Source organism: Pseudomonas sp. Marseille-P9899 (assembly GCF_903166565.1).
Taxonomy (GTDB): Bacteria; Pseudomonadota; Gammaproteobacteria; order Pseudomonadales; family Pseudomonadaceae; genus Aquipseudomonas; species Aquipseudomonas huaxiensis.
In genome coordinates this window covers 2,105,595-2,124,077 of record NZ_CAESCG010000001.1, presented here as the reverse complement: position 1 = coordinate 2,124,077, position 18,483 = coordinate 2,105,595, and the positions used below count along the sequence as shown (strand labels likewise).

At 64.2% G+C, this 18,483-nt stretch carries 18 protein-coding genes; 14 read left to right on the top strand and 4 right to left on the bottom strand.

What is annotated here, in order from left to right:
• Positions 1-39: 39 nt before the first annotated feature.
• From HWV67_RS09115 to HWV67_RS09080, 8 genes are all read left to right on the top strand, one after another.
• Entirely contained in the window at positions 40-1,023 is a 984-nt protein-coding gene (locus HWV67_RS09115) for an ABC transporter permease (protein WP_175650907.1), read from the top strand.
• Positions 1,024-1,068: 45 nt separating this feature from the next.
• Complete coding sequence (locus tag HWV67_RS09110) at positions 1,069-2,007, top strand: sugar ABC transporter substrate-binding protein (protein WP_175650906.1); 939 nt, start codon at positions 1,069-1,071, stop codon at positions 2,005-2,007.
• Positions 2,008-2,017: 10 nt separating this feature from the next.
• Entirely contained in the window at positions 2,018-3,514 is a 1,497-nt protein-coding gene (locus HWV67_RS09105; protein WP_175650905.1) for a sugar ABC transporter ATP-binding protein, read from the top strand.
• A gap of 11 nt (positions 3,515-3,525) precedes the next feature.
• On the top strand, positions 3,526-4,323 hold the full coding sequence (locus HWV67_RS09100) for an SDR family NAD(P)-dependent oxidoreductase (RefSeq protein WP_175650904.1): 798 nt from the start codon (positions 3,526-3,528) through the stop codon (positions 4,321-4,323).
• 80 nt (positions 4,324-4,403) lie between these two features.
• Complete coding sequence (locus tag HWV67_RS09095) at positions 4,404-5,522, top strand: LLM class flavin-dependent oxidoreductase (RefSeq protein WP_175650903.1); 1,119 nt, start codon at positions 4,404-4,406, stop codon at positions 5,520-5,522.
• A 38-nt stretch (positions 5,523-5,560) separates the two neighbouring features.
• The gene (locus HWV67_RS09090) at positions 5,561-6,439 is read left to right on the top strand and encodes a transketolase (protein WP_175650902.1); all 879 of its coding nucleotides are present in this window, start codon (positions 5,561-5,563) and stop codon (positions 6,437-6,439) included.
• Positions 6,440-6,441: 2 nt separating this feature from the next.
• Positions 6,442-7,422 (top strand): transketolase family protein, encoded by a 981-nt coding sequence (locus HWV67_RS09085; RefSeq protein ID WP_175650901.1) that lies wholly within the window; start codon positions 6,442-6,444, stop codon positions 7,420-7,422.
• Positions 7,423-7,690: 268 nt separating this feature from the next.
• A complete protein-coding gene (locus HWV67_RS09080) occupies positions 7,691-8,917 on the top strand; it encodes a maltoporin (RefSeq protein WP_175650900.1) in 1,227 nt (408 codons plus the stop codon).
• Positions 8,918-9,084: 167 nt separating this feature from the next.
• On the opposite strand, the gene HWV67_RS09075 is transcribed toward HWV67_RS09080, so the two are convergent.
• Entirely contained in the window at positions 9,085-9,990 is a 906-nt protein-coding gene (locus HWV67_RS09075; RefSeq protein ID WP_175650899.1) for an NAD-dependent epimerase/dehydratase family protein, read from the bottom strand.
• Positions 9,991-10,209: 219 nt separating this feature from the next.
• Here HWV67_RS09075 and HWV67_RS09070 point away from each other — a divergent pair, with 219 nt between their 5' ends.
• Positions 10,210-10,992, top strand: coding sequence for an SDR family NAD(P)-dependent oxidoreductase (locus HWV67_RS09070; RefSeq protein WP_175650898.1), 783 nt, complete (start codon positions 10,210-10,212; stop codon positions 10,990-10,992).
• A gap of 6 nt (positions 10,993-10,998) precedes the next feature.
• Here HWV67_RS09070 and HWV67_RS09065 read toward each other — a convergent pair whose 3' ends face one another.
• Positions 10,999-12,195, bottom strand: a complete 1,197-nt coding sequence (locus tag HWV67_RS09065; protein WP_175650897.1) for an MFS transporter — start codon at positions 12,193-12,195, stop codon at positions 10,999-11,001.
• 1,023 nt (positions 12,196-13,218) lie between these two features.
• Here HWV67_RS09065 and HWV67_RS09060 point away from each other — a divergent pair.
• Positions 13,219-14,427: an MFS transporter gene (locus tag HWV67_RS09060; protein ID WP_256680042.1), complete on the top strand. Its 1,209-nt coding sequence runs from the start codon at positions 13,219-13,221 to the stop codon at positions 14,425-14,427.
• A gap of 69 nt (positions 14,428-14,496) precedes the next feature.
• On the opposite strand, the gene HWV67_RS09055 is transcribed toward HWV67_RS09060, so the two are convergent.
• Positions 14,497-15,417: a LysR family transcriptional regulator gene (locus HWV67_RS09055; RefSeq protein WP_175650896.1), complete on the bottom strand. Its 921-nt coding sequence runs from the start codon at positions 15,415-15,417 to the stop codon at positions 14,497-14,499.
• Positions 15,418-15,506: 89 nt separating this feature from the next.
• On the opposite strand from HWV67_RS09055, the gene HWV67_RS09050 reads away from it, so the two are divergent.
• Positions 15,507-15,953 carry a multidrug/biocide efflux PACE transporter gene (locus tag HWV67_RS09050; RefSeq protein WP_175650895.1) on the top strand — a complete coding sequence of 149 codons (447 nt, stop codon included), beginning with the start codon at positions 15,507-15,509 and terminating at the stop codon, positions 15,951-15,953.
• A gap of 7 nt (positions 15,954-15,960) precedes the next feature.
• Here the strand turns inward: HWV67_RS09050 and HWV67_RS09045 are convergent, their stop codons facing one another.
• Complete coding sequence (locus HWV67_RS09045) at positions 15,961-16,416, bottom strand: MaoC family dehydratase (RefSeq protein ID WP_175650894.1); 456 nt, start codon at positions 16,414-16,416, stop codon at positions 15,961-15,963.
• Between the two features lie 79 nt (positions 16,417-16,495).
• Here HWV67_RS09045 and HWV67_RS09040 point away from each other — a divergent pair, with 79 nt between their 5' ends.
• The 3 genes from HWV67_RS09040 to HWV67_RS09030 are packed head-to-tail and all read left to right on the top strand — an operon-like array spanning position 16,496 to position 18,440.
• Complete coding sequence (locus tag HWV67_RS09040; RefSeq protein WP_175650893.1) at positions 16,496-17,350, top strand: AraC family transcriptional regulator; 855 nt, start codon at positions 16,496-16,498, stop codon at positions 17,348-17,350.
• Positions 17,351-17,401: 51 nt separating this feature from the next.
• Positions 17,402-17,809: a DUF2000 family protein gene (locus HWV67_RS09035; protein WP_175650892.1), complete on the top strand. Its 408-nt coding sequence runs from the start codon at positions 17,402-17,404 to the stop codon at positions 17,807-17,809.
• Positions 17,810-17,819: 10 nt separating this feature from the next.
• Positions 17,820-18,440: a LysE family translocator gene (locus HWV67_RS09030; protein ID WP_175650891.1), complete on the top strand. Its 621-nt coding sequence runs from the start codon at positions 17,820-17,822 to the stop codon at positions 18,438-18,440.
• Positions 18,441-18,483 lie beyond the last annotated feature (43 nt).

The window sequence follows — 18,483 nt, the reverse complement described above, 5'->3', positions numbered from 1 at the left end:
AACCGTACCCCTCCAATAAATACAAGAAGTGGTGTTCACATGTATGGCTTCAGTTCCAGGGCGCGCGTGCTGCTGCCCTCCCTCAAGCTGTCCGCGCAGGCTTCCGGTATCACCGGTCCGCTGCTCGGCCTGCTGCTGTTGTGTCTGGTGCTCAGCCTTGCCACCGACGCTTTCCTCACCGTTGGCAACCTCCTCAATATCCTCGATCAGGTGACCGTGCTCGGCATCATGGCGCTGGGCATGACCCTGGTGATCCTGATCGGTGGCATCGACCTGTCGGTGGGCGCGGTGCTGGCCGTGTCGATCATGGTCATGAGCTGGGCCGAACGGGTGCTTGGCCTGCCGATGGGCCTGGCGATCGGCGCCGCCTTGCTCACCGGCGCCGCCTGTGGCGGTATTACCGCCGGCCTTGTGGTGCGAGCGGGGCTGCCGTCGTTCATCGCCACCCTGGCGATGATGTCGATGGCCCGTGGGGTCGCCTACATGGTCACCGATGGCACCCAGATCAGCGGCTTTCCCGAGTGGTTCGGCAATCTGTCGATCATCCGCTATGCCGGCTTCATCTCGCTCACCGTGGCCTGCTTCGTGGTGCTCGCCGTACTGTTCTGGTTCGTCATGCGCTTTACCGTGGCCGGACGCAGCCTCTACGCCATCGGCGGCAGTGCCAGGGTCGCCAAACTGTCCGGCATCCGGGTCAAGACCCACACCGCCATCGTCTATGTGATCTGCGGCATCACCGCGGCGCTCGGCGGGGTGATTCTCACCTCGCGGCTGGACACCGCCGGCGCCGGTGCCGGGGTTGGTTATGAGCTGGACGTGATCGCCGCCGTGGTGATCGGCGGCGGCAGCCTCAAGGGCGGCGTCGGCAGTGTCGCCGGCACGCTGGTTGGCGTGCTGATCATTGGCGTGCTGCGCAACGGCCTGAACCTCGCCGGGATTTCCCCCTTCGTCCAGCAGGTGATCATCGGCGCGGTCATCGCCGCCGCGGTGATGCTCGACGCGATGAAACGCAAGAACGCCTGACCCCCAAAAAGCCCCTCACAACCACAATAAATTCCGGAGGCGTCCATGAACGTTTTCTCTGCGCCCGTGCGCGCGTTTTTTGCCCTGCTGCTGCTGCTCTTGCCGGCGCTGGCCCATGCCGAGAGCAAACCGCTCAAGGTCGGCATGTCGATCCCCAGCCTGCAATGGGTGTTCTACCTGATGGTGCGTGACGGTGTAATGGAACAGGCCCAGGGCCTGGGCATCGAGCAGGTGCTGGTGGCCGACGCCCAGGCTGACCCGGCGCGCCAGGTCAGCCAGATTCAGGACATGCTCAGCAAAGGCATCGATGTGCTGCTGTACACCGCCACCGGCTCGGCCGCGTCTGCGGTGCCGGTGAGGCTGGCCAAGCAGCAGGGCGTGCCGGTGGTGTGCGTCGACAACTTCCCGAAGAACGTCGAATGCGATGCCTACATTTCCACCGACAACACCGGCGCTGCCGCCGAACTGGCCCGCCAGGTGGTGCGCCTGACCGGTCCGCAGGCCCAGGTCGGCCTGCTTCAGGGCACCCTCGGCGACACCACCGAACTGACCCGTGCCGAAGGCTTCGATGTCGAACTGGCGAAGACCCCGGGCATCCAGGTGGTTGACCGCAAGCCCACCGACTGGCTGCAGGACAACGGCTTCAAGGTCGCCCAGGACATGCTGCAGAAGCACCCCGGCATCAACGTCTTCGTCGGCCGCTCGGATGCCCCGGCCCTCGGTGCGGCGCAGGCCGTGCGGGTGGCCAACGTCGAGCACAAGGTGTGGATCTTCGGTTACGACGGCCTGCCCGCAGCGCTGGAGGCGGTACGCGACGGCAAGATGGACATGACCATCACCCAGCAGGCCGTGGAAATGGGCCGCACCGCGCTGCGCACTGCGGTTGCGCTGAAAGCCGGCCAGACGGTGGAGAAGCGCCAGTTGCTGCCGGCCTTCGTCACCACCCGCGACAACGTCGATGCCTTCATCGCCCGGCACCCCTAGGAGTCTGACCATGAATCCGACAACCGTTGACGCGCCGTTGTTTCGCGCCGAGCAACTGGGCATGTCCTTCAACACCGTTTGCGTGCTGGAGAGCATCAGCCTGGAGATCGGCCGCGGTGAAGTGGTGGCGTTGCTGGGCGAGAACGGCGCCGGCAAATCGACCCTGTCGTCGATCATCGCCGGCTCGCTGTGCCCGACCCGCGGCAGCATGCAGCTCGATGGCCAGCCTTACGCGCCGACCTGCCCGAAGGACGCCATTGCCCTTGGCGTGAACATGATCCATCAAGAGATTCAGTTGCTGCCTGAGCTGAGCGTGGCGGAGAACATCTTCCTCGGCCATCTGCCCACCCGCCACGGCATGCTGGATCGCGAGCGCATGCGCCGCGAGGCACGGGTGCAGCTCGAACGCCTGGGGCTGGATATTTCGCCGGACACCCTGGTGCGCGACCTGCGTATTGCCGCCCAGCAACTGGTGGAAATCGCCAAGGCGCTGACCCTGGAATCGCGCCTGCTGATCCTCGATGAGCCGACCGCCGCGCTAGGGGCGGAAGAGACCGAGTTGCTGTTCCGGCAGATCGAGGCGCTCAAGCGCGAAGGGGTGTCGTTCATCTACATCAGCCACCGCATGGAAGAGATCGGCCGCATCGCCGACCGCGTGCTGGTGATGCGCGACGGTCATCTGGTGGCCCGCCATGAGCGCGCCGATGTGGCGGTGGACACGCTGGTGGCGCAGATGGTCGGGCGCTCCATCGAGCGGCTGTTCCCGGCCATTGCCGCGCCGCAGTCGAATGAGGTGCTGCAGGTGCGCGGGCTGTCGTGCCGGAGCAAGCGCTTTCGCGATATTTCCTTCTCGGTGCGCGGGGGCGAGGTGTTCGGCATCGCCGGCATGGTCGGCGCCGGGCGCAGCGAAGTGATCCGCGCCATTGCCGGAGTCGATCCGGTGGCCAGCGGTGAGGTGCGGGTGGACGGCAAACCGTTGCGCCTGGACGGCGTGCGCGCCTCGATCGCGGCCGGGGTGGTGCTGGTGCCCGAAGACCGCAAGGGCGAGGGCGTGGTGCTCGACCATTCGATCGCCGAGAACCTGGCTTACTGCAATCTCGATCGCCTCGGCGCGCGTGGCCTGCTGTCGCGGCGGCGCATCGACGCCTTCGCCAGCGAGCGTATCGCCAGCCTCGGGGTCAAGGGCGACCCGGGCAAGCACCTGGACAAACTCTCCGGCGGCAACCAGCAGAAGGTGGTGATTGCCAAATGGATCGCCCGCGAGCCGCGGGTAATCATCCTCGACGAGCCCACCCGCGGTATCGACATGGGCGCCCGCGCGGCGATCTACCAGTTGATCGCCGACCTCGCCGCCACCGGCGCGGCAGTGGTGGTGGTCAGTTCCGACCTGGACGAAGTGATCGGCCTGTCGCACCGGGTGATGGTCATGGCCCGCGGCGCCAGCCAGGGCATTCTCGACGGTGAGCAAGTCGCGCCGGAATCGATCATGGCACTGGCCACGGCCTGAGGAGGTTTTCCATGCAAACCCTCGAATACCGGCACCTGGATGAAACGCCGTTCGCGTCCCTGCTGGACCTGCGCGGCAAGGTCGCGGTGGTCACCGGCGGCAGCTCCGGCATCGGTCTGGACATCAGCCGGCGGCTGGCCCAGGCCGGCGCCCGCGTGGTGATCGGCAGCCTGGCGCGCGAGCGCACCGACGAGCTGCTGGAAGCGGGTCTGGCGGTGAGTTTCGTCGCCACCGACGTGTCGCGCCGCGAGCAGATCGAACGGCTCGCGACCGAGGCGGGCGGGCAGGGCGGCCTGGATATCTGGGTGAACAACGCCGGGATCTATCCGCTCAAGCCTGTCGAGGCAGTGGACGAGGACTTCTGGGACCGCATGCAGGCGATCAACACCCGCGCCGCGTTCTTCGGCGCCCAGTGCGCCCGCGTCCAGATGCTCCGCCACGGCCGTGGCGGCAGCATCGTCAACCTGTCCTCGGTGTGCGGCCATCGGCCCATGGCCAACCACGTCACCTACGACACCAGCAAGGGCGCAATCCTGGCGATGACCCGCAGCCTGGCCAAGGACCTCAGCCGCGACGGCATCCGCGTCAACTCGATTTCGCCGGGGCTGACCGCGACGCCCGGCAACCTCGAACCGGAACTGTTCCGCCAGCACCAGCAGAACCGGGTGCTGGAAAACATCCCGCTGGGCCGCCCCGGCGAGCCGTTCGAGATCGCCAACGTGGCGCTGTTCCTGGCCTCGCCCCTGGCGTCCTACATCACCGGCACCGACATCACGGTCGACGGCGGCTGGCTGCTTCACGGCAGTTGATCCCGCGACCCATCGCCAGGGTGCCCGCGTGGGCGCCGTGGCCCGCTATCGCCTGATAGCCACTTGTAAGGAGAACCACGATGAAACTCGCAATGTTCATGCAGCCCTTGCACCACAAGGGCTGGGACTACCATGAGATGTACGATCAGGACATCGCCTGCGTCGTGCATGCGGACAAGGTCGGCTACGACGAAGTCTGGGTTGGCGAGCACACCTCCCAGCGCACCGAGCCGATCACCAACTCGCTGCAATTTCTCTCCGCGCTGATCCCGCTGACCCAGCGCATCAAGCTGTGCACCGGCGTGCTCAACCTGCCGCACCATCATCCAGCGCGGATCGCCGCTGACGCTGCGATGTTCGACCACATGAGCCGCGGTCGTTTCCTCATGGGCATCGGCCCCGGCGGCCTGGCCTCGGACTTCGAGGTCTACGGCAGCAATGGCAAGGACCGCGGGCGGATGATGGTCGAGTGCTACGAGATGATCCAGCGCATCTGGGGCAGCGACGCGCCGTACCAGTTCGCTGGCGAGTTCTTCGATGTCTCGCTGGTCAACTCGGTCAACCACGAACTGGAAATCGGCTACATGCCCAAGCCGTTCCAGCAGCCATTCCCGCGGGTGGCGACCACCGCCATGAGTCCGTTCTCCGGCACCGCCAAGCTGGCCGGCAGCCGCGACTGGGATTTGATGTCGGCCAACTTCAACCCGACCGCCACCGTCGCCTCCCACTGGCAGGCCTACCGCCAGGGCGCCGAGGCGGCCGGGCACCAGGCCGACCCGCGCAACTGGCGGGTGGCACGCTCGGTGTTCGTCGCCGACTCCAAGGCCCAGGCCGAGGACTACCTGGCCGACCCCGACTGCACCCTGCGGCGCTACTTCGACTACATGATCGACAACCTCGCCAGCAACAACTACATGCAGATCTTCAAGACCCGGCCGGACATGACCGACGCCGAAGTCACCGTCGATCATTGCATCCGCGAAATGGTGATCTACGGCGATGCCGACAGCGTGGTCCAGCAACTGATCGCGTTCAGCGAGCAGACCGGCCCGTTCGGCACCCTGATGACCACCTTCCACGAGTGGGACAACGAGGCCCTGTGGCGCCGCTCCATGGAGCTCACCGCCCGCGAAGTGATGCCGCAACTGAGCCGTTTCATGCAGCCCCGGCTTGACGCCGCGCTGGCCGTCGGCGCCTGAGCGCCGTCCCCGAAAGACTACTGATCCACAGGTGGAAAATGACCCTGACAGTCGATTCAAAGCACGCCGATGAATTTGCCCTGACGCCCGCCGAACTGGCGCGGCTGCGAGACAAGGCGCAGTTCATCCGGCTGGAAACCATACGCCTCATCGAGATCGCCAAGGTCGGCCACTACACCTCGGTGTTCTCCGCGGCCGAGCTGTTCGCCGCGCTGTATTACGACGTGATGTCGCTGCGTCATGGCGAGCCGAAATGGGCCGGACGCGACCGCTTCATGATGGGCAAGGGCCACGCCGCCGTCGGCCTGTTCCCGGTACTGGTGGAGTGGGGCTTCTTCGCCAGGGAGATCCTCGACGGCTACACCCGCCTGGGCAATCCGCTGGGCGATCACCCGGACATGCGCAAGGTGCCGGGGGTGGACTTCTCCTCCGGCTCCATCGGCCACGCCCTATCGGGCGGGCTGGGCATGGCCATGGCCGGGCGCATGCTCGGCCAGGACTTCACCACCTTCGTCATGCTCGGTGACGGCGAGATGCAGGAAGGTCAGGTGTGGGAGGCGGCAATGGCGGCGTCCCACCACAAGGTCGGCAGCCTGGTGGCGATCGTCGATCGCAACGGCTTCCAGCTCGATGGCAGCGTCGATGACGTGATCGGCATCGAACCGCTGGCGGACAAATGGCGTGCTTTCGGCTGGGACGTGTACGACGTCGACGGCCACAACCTCGCCGAACTGACGCCGCTGCTGCGGCGGATCAAGGCCGAGCGCAACCGCGAGCGGCCGGTGTGCATCATCGCTCAGACGCTCAAGGGCAAAGGCGTCTCCTACATGGAGACCGAGCCGGGCTGGCACCTGGGCTACCTCGACCCGGAAGACGCCCAGCGCGCCATCGATGAAATCAAGAGCAAGGTGATCTGAACATGAACACTGCACCCCTGTCCGCGAACTCCTGGCAGTACCGCGCCCTGAACACCCAGACGCCGGGCCTCGACGCGTTGTCCGACGCCTTGCTCGAGCTGGTCGAGCAGGGCGAACCGGTGGTCGCAGGCACCGCCGACCTGCAGTACTCCAACGGCCTGGCGAAATTCGCCGAACACTGCCCGGAGCGCTTCGTGCAGTTCGGCATTTCCGAGCAGAACATGGTGTCTTGCGCCGCCGGCATGGCCGCGGTGGGCATGAAGCCTTTCGTCGCGACCTTTGCCTCGTTCCTGCCGCTGCTGTGCTGTGAGCAGATCCGCATGGACATCGCCTATTCGGCGCTGCCGGTGCGCCTGATCGGCCACCACGCGGGTATCTCGCTGGGCTTCTACGGCACCTCGCACCACGCCACCGAAGACCTGGCGATCATGCGCGCCATCGCCGATATCACCATCGTCGCCCCGGCCGATGCCAACCAGTTGAAGGCGGCGATCAAGGCTTCGGCCCATCACCCGCAGCCGATCTATTTCCGTATTCAGCGCGGGCGTGATCCGGTGGTCTACGAGCAGGAGCCGCTGTTCGAATTCGGCAAGGCCACCGCGCTGCTGACCGGCGAAGAACTGACCATCATCGCCACCGGTTCCACCGTGCACCCGGCGTTGCAGGCCGCTCGCGCGCTCAACGCCCAGGGCCGCTCGGTGGGCGTGCTGGACATGACCACGGTCAAGCCGCTGGATGTCGAGGCGGTGTTGCGCGTGGCACGGCAAAGCCGGGCGATCCTCACCGTCGAAGAGCACAACATCCTCGGCGGGCTGGGGGGCGCGGTCTGTGAAGTGATCGCCGAGGCTGGCATCGGCACCCGTGTCCGTCGCCACGGGATCTATGACGAGTACAGCCTGATCGCACCGCCGACCCACCTGTATCGCCATTACCGCCTGGACGCCGAAGGCATCGAAAGCGTGGCCCGCGAGCTGATCGACTGAGCCTGAGCGGGGCGGGCTCAGTGCCTGCCCCGCATCCCTTGCGTACTTGCCCAACAACAATAATCAGAGCGCAAGCATGAACCTGATCCCCCCTGATTACCGCTGCCCCGGCGGCTGACTCTTCTCGCGACAACCCCACAGCAAACGACTCGCGCTGCGATCTGGCAGCGGGTGAGTGCGCCTGTTTCCGCGCGCCCGCCAGGGATGGCTGTCGCCCGCTGTTTCCGATCGCCCGCACAACAACGACAACAATGAGCGGAGCAAGACCATGAAACGTATTTCCCTGAATCTCCTTGCCGGGACGACCCTGACCAGCCTGCTGTTGCCGGTACCGGCCGGTGCCCTGGAATTTACCGGCTACCTGCGCAGCGGCATCGGCGGCGCCGACGGCGGTGGCACGCAAAGCTGCTTCCAGTTGCCCGGCGCACCGTCCAAATACCGTCTGGGCAACGAATGCGAGCAACTTGCCGAGCTGCAACTGGCCCAAGACCTGATCAAACCCGGCGATGGTTCGACCCTTGGCGTCGAAGGCATGGCCCAGTTATTCAATGCCTATGGCCACGACCTGAAGTTCCGTGGCGAGCATGGCTACTCGCGGATGGTCCAGTTGTACGCGCAATGGCGTGACATGCCCGCGCTCAATGGCGGCTCGTTCTGGGCCGGGCGCCGTTACTACCGACGCAACGACATCCACATCTCCGATTACTTCTACTGGAACCAGAGCGCCACTGGTTTTGGCTTCGATGAAGTGGCGATCGGTGACCTGAAATACAGCTATGTGTTTTCGCGCAAGGACAACCTGTTCCAGGAGCCCTATATCAACCGGCATGACCTCAATGTCGGCGGTTTCCAGAGCAATCCCGGAGGCGAGATCGAGCTGGGCGTGAGCTATCTGCAACGACCGGACAGCCGTGACAGTCACAGTGGCTGGTCGGTGGCGATGCAGCACAAGCAGAAGGGTTTTCTCGGCGGCCTCAACACCGTCGCCCTGCAATACGGTCGCGGGCCGGGCACGGCGCTGGGGTATACCGGCGACCCGACCCTGGACCGCGACAACCAGAGCTGGCGGGTGGTGGAGTATTTCGACTGGCAGGTGACGCCGCGGTTTGGCGGGCAGTTCCAGGTGGTCTACCAGAAGGACAAGCGCCCGCAGGGCGGCGACCAGGACTGGCTGTCGGTGGGTGTGCGGCCGGTGTATGCCTTGAGCGAGCAGTTCAAGTTGATCACCGAACTGGGGCACGACCAGATCGACGCAGCGGATGGCACCCGAAAACTGACCAAGTTCACCGTGGCGCCAACCTGGTCACCCAAGGGACCGGGCTTCTGGACCCGGCCGGAGGTGCGTCTGTATTACACCTGGGCGCAGTGGAACGAGGCGGCGCAGCGGGCGGCCAACCAGTTGATGGCGGGCTCGGCGTTGTCTGATAGCGGGGCGTTTGGTAGCGCGTTGCATGGCGGGAATTTCGGGGTGCAGGTGGAGTATTGGTGGAAGTGAGGTAGGGGGGCTGAGGCCTGGCAACAGCGTCGTTCCCGCCAGGCCTCATCGCTGGCAAGCCAGCGCCCACAGGATCGATGCCATGCCCCGATCCTGAGGTCAGCAAGGACCTTGTGGGAGCCGGTCTTGCCGGCGATGAGGCCGCCAAGCGGCCTAACCGCGAAGCCTTACCAAACCACCTCGGTACTGCGCAGCCATTGATGAATCGACTCCCGTCGCGGCTGCCAGCCCAGCAGTTGCCGGGCATTTACTGCCCGTACCCGGCTGTTCGAGCCGATGGCGAAACGCGCCCAGTCTCCCAGTTCGGCAATCGCATCCTCCGCCGGCCAGCTTTCGATGCGGCCTTCGAAGCCCAGCGCATGGCTGATCGAGGTGGCGATTTCGATAAACGATGCTTCGCCATTCTCGGCAAAGAACAACGACGCCGACGGCGCCTTTTCCACCGCCAGGCGGTACAGCTCGGCGAGGTCTTCGATGTGCACGTTGGACCAGCGATGCACGCCCGCACCCAGGTAGGCACCCGCGCCGAACTGACGGGATTTCGCCAGCAGTTTCGGCAGTTGGTCGCTGGCGGTCGGCAGGCCGAGGGCATCGCCGTAGATCATGGTGGGGCAGAACACCACGGCGCGAATGCCGTCTTCCACGCCGGTACGGCGTACTCGCTGGTTGATCGCCACGCGGTCGCGGCGGATGTCCATCGGTTCGAACGGCGTCTCGTCAGTGAAGATCGCCTCGCGCTCATAGGCGCCACGGGCATCGTCACCGACCACGCTGGAGCCGGAGGTGTGAATGAACGCCTTGCCGCTGCCACGCAGGGCGTTGATGAAGGTCTCGACGCTGGCGAGGTGGTCGGAGTCTGCCGTGTGCACCACGGCGTCGGCGGCCTGCGCCTCGCGGGTGAGGATGAAGGCGTCGTCCAGGGTGCCGAGCACCGGGCGGATACCCAGCGCCTGCAAGGCATCACGTTTGGCAGGATCGCGAATCAGGCCGGTAACCTCGTGTCCGGCATCGGCCAGGTACTTGGCAACGGAACCGCCGATGTAACCGGAGGCGCCGGTTATGAAAATTTTCATTGAAGACCTTTGTTGTTTGAGAGTTGAAGGAAACGCGTTGAGCGCAACCCTAGGGTAGAAATCTGCCGCCACCCCCACCAGCCGCTGACCGGGAACAACAGTTGTGAGGTCAAGTCGTAGCGGTTTTTTGCGAATTCTGTTTACGCGGGAAGTGAATACGCCCGGCGTGCCGATCCGTAATAGATTCGCGCCGATAACAACGACAAGAGGCGCAGCACCATGGATTACCAACTGACCGGCAAGAACGTCCTGATCACTGGCGGTGCCACCGGCATCGGCCGGGCGATCGCCCAGTGCTTTCTCGATGAGGGCGCCAGGGTAGTGGTCAGCGGCCTGACCGACGAACAGGTCGAGCAGGCCTGTCACGAACTTGGTCCGAACTGCAGCGGCATGGCCGGTGACCTGACTCAGCCCGGTGCCGCCGAGGCCCTAGCTGATTTCGCCCGACGCCAAGGGTGCGTGGACTACCTGATCAACTGCGTGGGCATTTTCGAAGTGCGCGACTTCTTCGAGACCGACGATGCCCAGTGGTTTCGGTACTTCGACGTCAACGTCATGACCGCGGTGCGCATGAGTCGCCTGCTGATGGCCGACATGCTGGCGGCGGGCGAGGGCTCGATCGTGTTCATCAGCAGCGAGTCGGGGGTCAAGCCGCAGCCGTGGATGGTTCACTACGGGGCGATGAAGTCCTGCCTGCTCGGCGTGTCCCGCGCCCTGGCCGAGCTGACCAAGGGCACCGCGGTGCGGGTCAACAGCATTCTGCCGGGGCCGACCAGCACCGACGCGGTGAAGCGTTATCACGCAGAGATCGCCGAGGAAAAAGGCATCAGCCCGCAGCAGGTGGTGGCCGACTACTTCGACCAGACCGAACCCACCTCGCTGATCCGGCGCATGATCGAGCCCGAGGAAGTGGCCCGCAGCGTGCTGCACCTGGCTGCATCACCGGCCCTCAACGGCATGGCGATGCGCGTCGAGGGCGGGACCATTCGCAGCATCCTCTGAGGTTGATCAGCAGGCCGCCACGCCGGCCTGACGACGGCGCCACAGCAGCCATGCCAGCGGAAGGTGCACCAGCAGCGCGGCGGCGACCCCGGCCCAGGGCGTCAGCGCCAGTTGGCCGCTTTCCACCAGCAGGCTGCCGGCCCGCTCACCCAGAGTGATACCGAGGTTGAACGCGGAGATATTCAGCCCCGAGGCGAAGTCCACGGCGCCCGGCGTGTGCAGGCGGGCAGTGGAGAGCATGCCGGTCTGGAATGCCGGGGTCATGCCGAAGGCGACCACGCCCCAGATAAATACCGTCACGATCATCAGCGACTTGTACGGTAGCGCCAGCGCCAGGGCCACCAGGGTCAGGGCGAGCGCCACGAACAATAGGCGCAGGGTGCGTTCCCAACCGAGGCTGTCGGACATCCGGCCGCCGAGCAGGTTGCCGATCATGGTCGCGACACCGAACACCAGCAGCAGCGAGCTGGCACCCGTGGTCGAGAAACCGGTGATATCGGTGAGGATCGGGGTAATGAAGGTGAAAGCCGAGAAACTGGCGCCGAAGCCGAGCACCGTCACCAGCATCATCGCCCAGATCGCCGGGCTGCCCAGCGCGGCCAGTTGGCCCAGGGCATTGCCGGCTTTAGCCGCCGGTTGCCACGGCAGCCAGGCGGCGGTGGCGAGCAGGGCCAACAACGCCAGCAGTGACACGGCGTAGAACGGCAGCCGCCAGCCGAGTGCGTTACCGAGGTAGCTGCCCAGCGGTACGCCAATCACCATCGCCAGGGTCAGGCCGGCGAACATCGCCGCGATCGCCTTGCTGGCCTGGCCTTCCCGGGCCAGGCTGGCGGCCACGGTGGCGCCGATGGCGAAGAAGCTGCCGTGGGCCAGAGCGGTGATGATCCGGCCGAACAACAGTACCGGGTAATTGGGCGCCAGGGCCGATACCAGATTGCCCACCAGAAACACCGCGATCAGGCTGAGCAGTACGGCCTTGCGTGGGAAACGGCCAAGGCCGATGACAATGAACGGCGTGCCGATCGCCAGCGCGAGGGCGTAGAGCCCCACCAGACTGCCGGCGCTGGCAAGGGAAATATCGAAGGCGGTCGAGATCGACGGCAGGATGCCGACGATGATGAACTCCGCCACGCCGATGGCGAAGGCGGTGATGGCGAGCGTGAGGATACCGGGGTGCAGGCCGGTTTTTGAGGGGGTGCGCATAGAGGGTTCTCCGGTTCGGTGGTCGCTAGAGGTGCAGCAAGCCGTCGCCGGAGTTCTGGTTCTTGTGGGGCGTTTGGCGGAAGGGGCTGGAGATTGTGATTGTCGCCCCCGGCAGCGCCTGAAGCGCCGCGGTTGATGGGGCGTACTGTGCGGCAAGCGGCGCGTGCGGGGTATCCGGGCGGGCGGCACATCATTTGTGCCGTGGCGTCATGGGTGGTCGTGCATGGGCACAGGTAGGCGTTATCGCGTGCGGTGGGAGCAAAGTGGCAGACCATCCATCCCGGGACGCTTCGGCCTAATGAGCCTCTATTTATGACGCCTTGAAGGGTTCGAAAAAGAGTGGCGGTGTGAACAGTCAGATAAACAGCTTGTGAAGAAACTTCGTATACATTGTGAGTTTTCCGACAACGTGATCTTTACAGTCAAATACATCAGTCAGTGCCCGCCACGGTCGAGTATGTCCAATGCCTGTGAGAAGGCTCAGACATGCGCAGAAGTTGACGCTCACCTTTTGTCTCTCATCGATTGATATCGCGGGGTTTATCAAGTTTCCAGGCGCGCCTGAAGTTATCTTTCGTCTATGTAAACAGTGCGTTTATTCGGTAATACCTGCTGTTCGCTTCTGGAACGCTTGGCCGTTGGAAAGTCTCCAGCGCTGGGGCACTTTGTGGCCGACTTCTCTCGGTCTCACGATAAATGCTTCAAATTATTTATCGGAAAGTGCCACTTGACGCCCAAAGCAGGCGTTGATCATAGTTGGTTGCACTGACCTGCTGGTCGTTCCTGCTGCAACTTAAACTTAGGCTGGTCTCTTTTATTGGTGTTACTTGAGAATGTCCAATAGCGCTCTACCTGTTCGTGATAATAACTTTCAACGGTGCTTGCTGTCGCTGGTCGCATCTTGAAGCTGCCGCCAGATGCCTTTCTTGACCGCGCTGCACTTATCGTCACTTGGGTATACGTGGCCCATAAGTGCCTCGTGGCTAGTAGTGCCCGCGTTCGTGGCATCGAGGTGATTTTCAAGTGAACAGGCTTTTCACCGGCGCGGTGCTCCCGGCGGAGATGCGCACGATCCTCGCGCTCCGCTTGCTGTTTGTCATGGCCAATGTGCTGGGGCCATTCGCAGCCCTGTTTTTCAACCGCCACTACGCTCTCGACGGTCCGGAGGTGGCGCTGGTGATCACGCTGGTATCGGCGTTCTACCTGACGGGCAACCTGTTGGGCGGGGCCTTGGCCAGTCGCTGCTGCTTTCGCATGCTGTTGCGGGGCACCGCCTTGTGCTCGACGTTCTTCCTGCTGCTCGCGATGTTGTTCAGCACGCCGGTCCTGTCCATCGCAATGGTGCTGATGTTCATGCTGTGCGCCGGCCTGGTCACGCCAGTGTTCAGCGTGCTGACATCGCTAGCGGTGGATGACGGCAACCGCATCGCTGCCTTTGGCTATCTGCACCTGGCCAGCAACCTGGGGGCTGCGCTGCTGTTTGTCATAGGAGGATATCTGCTCAGCCTCGATAGCCATTTCCTAATGGTGTTCGCCGCCGTCGTCAGCGTTTCGTGCTGCCTGGCAAGTCTTGTGCTGGCGCTGCCCGACCGTCAGGTTCATGCACCTGAAGCACGATGCGGCATGCTGCGTGCCATGCTCGGCGTGCCGCGAATCGTGATCATCGCTGGCGCAATGTTTTTCGCGTTGTCGGTATTGGATGCGCAGCGTGAGTACCAGTTGCCGCTGTGGCTCGACGTGATCGCCGTCGACAGTGCTGCGCGCATTTTCGCAGCGGTGGGGCTCGTCAACGCGCTATTGGTCATCCTCATGACGCAGCCCCTGATCGCGTTGAGCGCCCGATTCAGCACACTCGCCAATCTGGCTGCGGCGTGCATGTTCTATGGCATCGGATTTGGCGCCTACGCGTTTTTCGAGCACACCGCGTGGATCCTGTCGTTCGTCGTCTTCTGGACGATGGGGGAAATCCTCGGCATCACGCATATCACGGCGTTGATTTCGCGGAAGACTTCATTGCAGGCCCAGGCCAGCCTGTTTTCGCTTATTCCCGTCCTGCTGGCGCTCGCCAGAATGGTCTCGGTAGGGGCGGGCGCCTCGTTGATTTCCAGCGTCGGGTTCACGCTTGGCTGGAGCCTCTATGGTGTGCTGGGTCTGTTACTCGGAGGTCTCTGCTGGGTGGCGGTGGGGCGGGGAGCCTTTGCGTCACAGGGTTCGTCGACGCGAGAAAATTGAGCTCAGCGGGCTCGCTTCAGACATCCAATTGCAAAGCAGATTTACCCTTCTGCAACGCCGGCCACCTGCTCAGATCGAAGCCGTCGGCGGCGCAAACGGATTCCCACACAGCCCAACCCCGCCCTGATGCGGCCAGGTCTCGACGAGGAAGTCCCGCACTGACTTGATCCGCGTGCTTTCGCGCATCGAGCGGTGGGTGCATAGCCAGACTTCGCGGCTCAGTTCGGGCACGTCCATCACCAGTTCCAGGCTGGCGGTCAGGCGGGCGGTGCGTTTTTCGACGATGCCGATGCCGCCGCCGGCAATCACGCAGTCGTAGATTCCCAGGGTGTGATTGCAGCGCAGCCACGGCGCCGGCGCGCCTTCCAGGCGTTCCCACCAGGCTTCCATGGTCTGGTCCATCCGCGATTCATCCAGGCCGACGAAATCCAGCTCGGACCAGTTGCGCTCGGCCAGTGCCTCGCGCTTTTGCGCCGCGTAGCTGCTGGAGGCATACAGGGCGAATTCGATTTCCCCCAGCGGTTCGGCGATCAGGTCGGTGGCTTCCGGGCGGGCATAACGCAGCGACAGGTCGGCCTCGCGCCGGGTGAGGTTGACCGGGAAGGGCGTGGTGAGGATTTCCATGCCCAGCAGCGGGTAACGGGTGCGGATCGGCGCGAGCAGGGCGGTCACCAGGAACGACAGCCATTCATCAGCATTGACCCGCACCGTGCCTTCCACGGTCTCCGGCGAGTCGGCCTCACGCAGCACTTCGTTGGCCGCGCCTTCCATCTGTTCCGCCCAGCCGACGATGCGCTGGCCAAAGGCGGTGGCGAAGCAGCCGGTCGAGGTGCGTTCGAGCAGTTGTCCGCCGAGTTGTTCTTCCAGCGCATCGAGGCGCCGCGACAGCGTGGCGGTGCTCAAGCGCAGGCGCTGGGCCGCGCGTTTCAGGTTGCCGCTGCGGACCACCGCCAGCAGCACATGCAGGTTGTCCCATTCCAGGCGTTTCATATATGCAACCGTACGTTAGGAAGTTGGTGGTTGAGGTGCATAAATGTAGGTCATATGCTGGCCGTGTTCAAACGTTGGGAGTAGAGAAAATGCTGCAGAAAAAGAGCCTGACCGACCGTATCGTCCATGCGCTCGGCTTCGAATTCTTCGCCTTGTTGCTGTGTGCGCCGACCATCGCCCTGGTGATGGACAAACCGCTGATGAGCGCTGGTCTGTTGACCTTGGCGATCTCGGTCACCGCGACCTTGTGGAACATGCTGTACAACGTGCTGTTCGACCGGCTGCAGAACCGCGTCGGTTTCCAGCGCACGCCGCTGATCCGCATCCTCCACGCCCTGGGTTTCGAGGGCGGGCTGATCCTGGTGGTGGTGCCGATGGCGGCGTGGTGGTTGTCCATTGGCCTGGTCGAGGCGTTCCTGATGGAGGTCGGCTTGCTGGTGTTCCTGCTGCCGTACACCTACCTGTACAACCTCGGGTTCGACCGGTTGCGCGAGCGCTATGCGGCGCGGCGGATGGCCGCCGCGGTAAGGTGCTGAGCCAACTTCACTTTGTGAAACAGAGCACCTTCGACGTCAGTTTCTGCAACACCTCATCCCGCTGATTACGGGTGATCGACTGCACCAGCACCATCCCGCGGTCTGGCTTGGAGCGCGATGGCGTGATTTCGAGGATGGTGCTGGTGACCTGGAGCACATCGCCCGGTCGGGTCGCCTGGGGCCAACTGATTTCGCCTCCGGCACCGATGACGCCGCGGCCCAGCGGAAAGCTGGCGACCAGCAGTTTCATGGTCAGCGCTGCGGTGTGCCAGCCGCTGGCGGCAAGGCCCTGAAAGAAGGTGTCGCGGGCCGCTTGCGGGTCGGTATGGAAGGGCTGCGGATCGTACTGGCTGGCAAAGCGGATGATCTCGTCAGCCTCCAGCGGATAGTGGCCGCTGACAAAAACATCGCCAACCGCCAGGTCATCCAGATAGATTGGTGGCTGGATTTTTCCTGCGTCCATTTTGTTTTCCTCTGACAGGGTCTGGTCGATGTTCATCGTCCAGACTCGCGGCCCGACATTCAACCCCTGACGAGTCTTTATGAGCGTTGATGCAAGCACTACCTCCGCCAGCGACTGGCTTCGCATGCGCCGCGATCAGGAAACCGGCATCGAGAGCGTGCACGCGCATTTCCAGGGCCACGCCTACGATCCCCACGACCACGACGAAATGCTGGTGGGCATCACCCAGCAGGGCGTGCAGCAGTTCAGTTGCAACCGCTCGCTGCATGTCAGCACGCCGGGGCGGGCGATGCTGATCGAACCCGGCGCGGTGCACGACGGCCACGCGCCGGAGAAGGAAGGCTTCACCTACGCCATGCTCTACCTGCCGCAGTCCTACGTGTCGGGTATGACCGAGCGCCTGGGCCTGGGCGATGCCTCGGCGCTGCAGGCGGCGTTCCACAACACGCTGACCGACGACGTTGAGTTGGTCGGCGCGATCCAGCAGGCATTCGTCGCCGTCCATCAGAACGAGGGCCGGCTGGCCCGCGACCAGGGTCTGGACCAGTTGCTCGCCAGGCTGTCGCGTCACCTGTACCTGAAGGCACCGTCGCTGCGTCGCGATTCGCCGCTGGAATTGCAGCGGGCGCGGGATTTTCTCCATGCGCAGATGGCCCAGGACGTCAGCCTGGAAGAGCTGGCGACCTATTCAGGGGTCGACCGTTTCCGCCTGACCCGGCAATTCAAGAAAGCCTTTGGCCAGTCGCCCCACGCCTATCTGGTGCGCCTGCGCCTGCGCGCGGCCCGGGCGTTGCTGGCGCGGGGCATGGCGCCGGTGGAAGTGGCGGCCGAAGTGGGCTTCGCCGACCAGAGTCACCTGGGTGTGTGGTTTCGCCGGGCGTTCCGCATGACCCCGGCGGCTTATCGGAAACAGTGCACAAACCTTACAGACTGAACCTGCCTCCCACTCCGATCATGGCGCCTCAGCTTTGATCTGGAGTTTCCGATGTTCGATACCAAAGTCGTCATTGTCGTGCGCAATGACCTCGCCACCTGGCAGCGCCTGAATGTGGTCGCGTTTCTTTCCACCGGCATCGCCGCAGCGGCGCCCGAGGTCATGGGCCAGCCGTATGTCGATGCCGCTGGCCATCAATACGGCAGCCTGTTCGGCCAGCCGATGATGATCTTCGAGGCCGATCTTCCCGGCCTGCAGAAAGCCCACCGCGCGGGGCTGGAGCGGCAGTTGACGATGTCGCCCTACGTCTTCGCGATGTTCTCCACCGGCCATGACGCCGCCAACCGTGAAGTGTTCCTGGCCGAGGATCCCGCCAACCTCAACCTGGTGGGCCTGGCCCTGCGTGGGCCGAAGAAGGCCGTGGACAAGGCGATCAAGGGTCTTTCCCTGCACGGATGAGGTGGTTCGGATGAGCAGTACGACGGTATGGGCCTTCTGGGCGTTTTCGATGATTTTCGTGGTCATTCCCGGCCCGGACTGGGCCTACGCGATTGCCGCCGGTGTGCGCGGCAGGGGCGTGATGGCGGCGGTCTGCGGTTTGCTGGTGGGCTATCTGGCCCTGACCCTGGCGGTGGCCACCGGCTTTGCCGTGCTCGGCGCCAGCAGTTCGGCGTTCATCACCGGTTTGACGGTGGTCGGCGCCCTGTACCTGGGCTGGCTGGGGGTTGGCCTGTTGCAGAACCCGCCGGTGCCACAGGCGGGCGCCAGCGATGCGGACGGTGTCAGCAGGGTCGGGCAGTTTCTGCGCGGCACACTGGTGAGCGGGCTGAACCCCAAGGGCTTGTTGTTTTTCCTCGCCTTCGTACCGCCCTGGACCAGTGCCCAGGCGAGCTGGAGCGTGCCGGTGCAGATCGCTGTGTTGGGCCTGGTCTACACCGCCAGTTGCGCGGTGGTGTACTCGATGGTCGGGCTGGGCGCGAGCGCCGCGCTGAAAACCCGGCCGGCGGCGGCGCGGATGATGGGGCGGCTGTCGGGCGGGGTGATGGTGGTGTTGGCCGTGGTGCTGGTGGGGGAGTTGTTCTGGGTGTGAGGCCAGCGTCGTCGCAATAACAGTCCTTGGCAATCAAATCGCC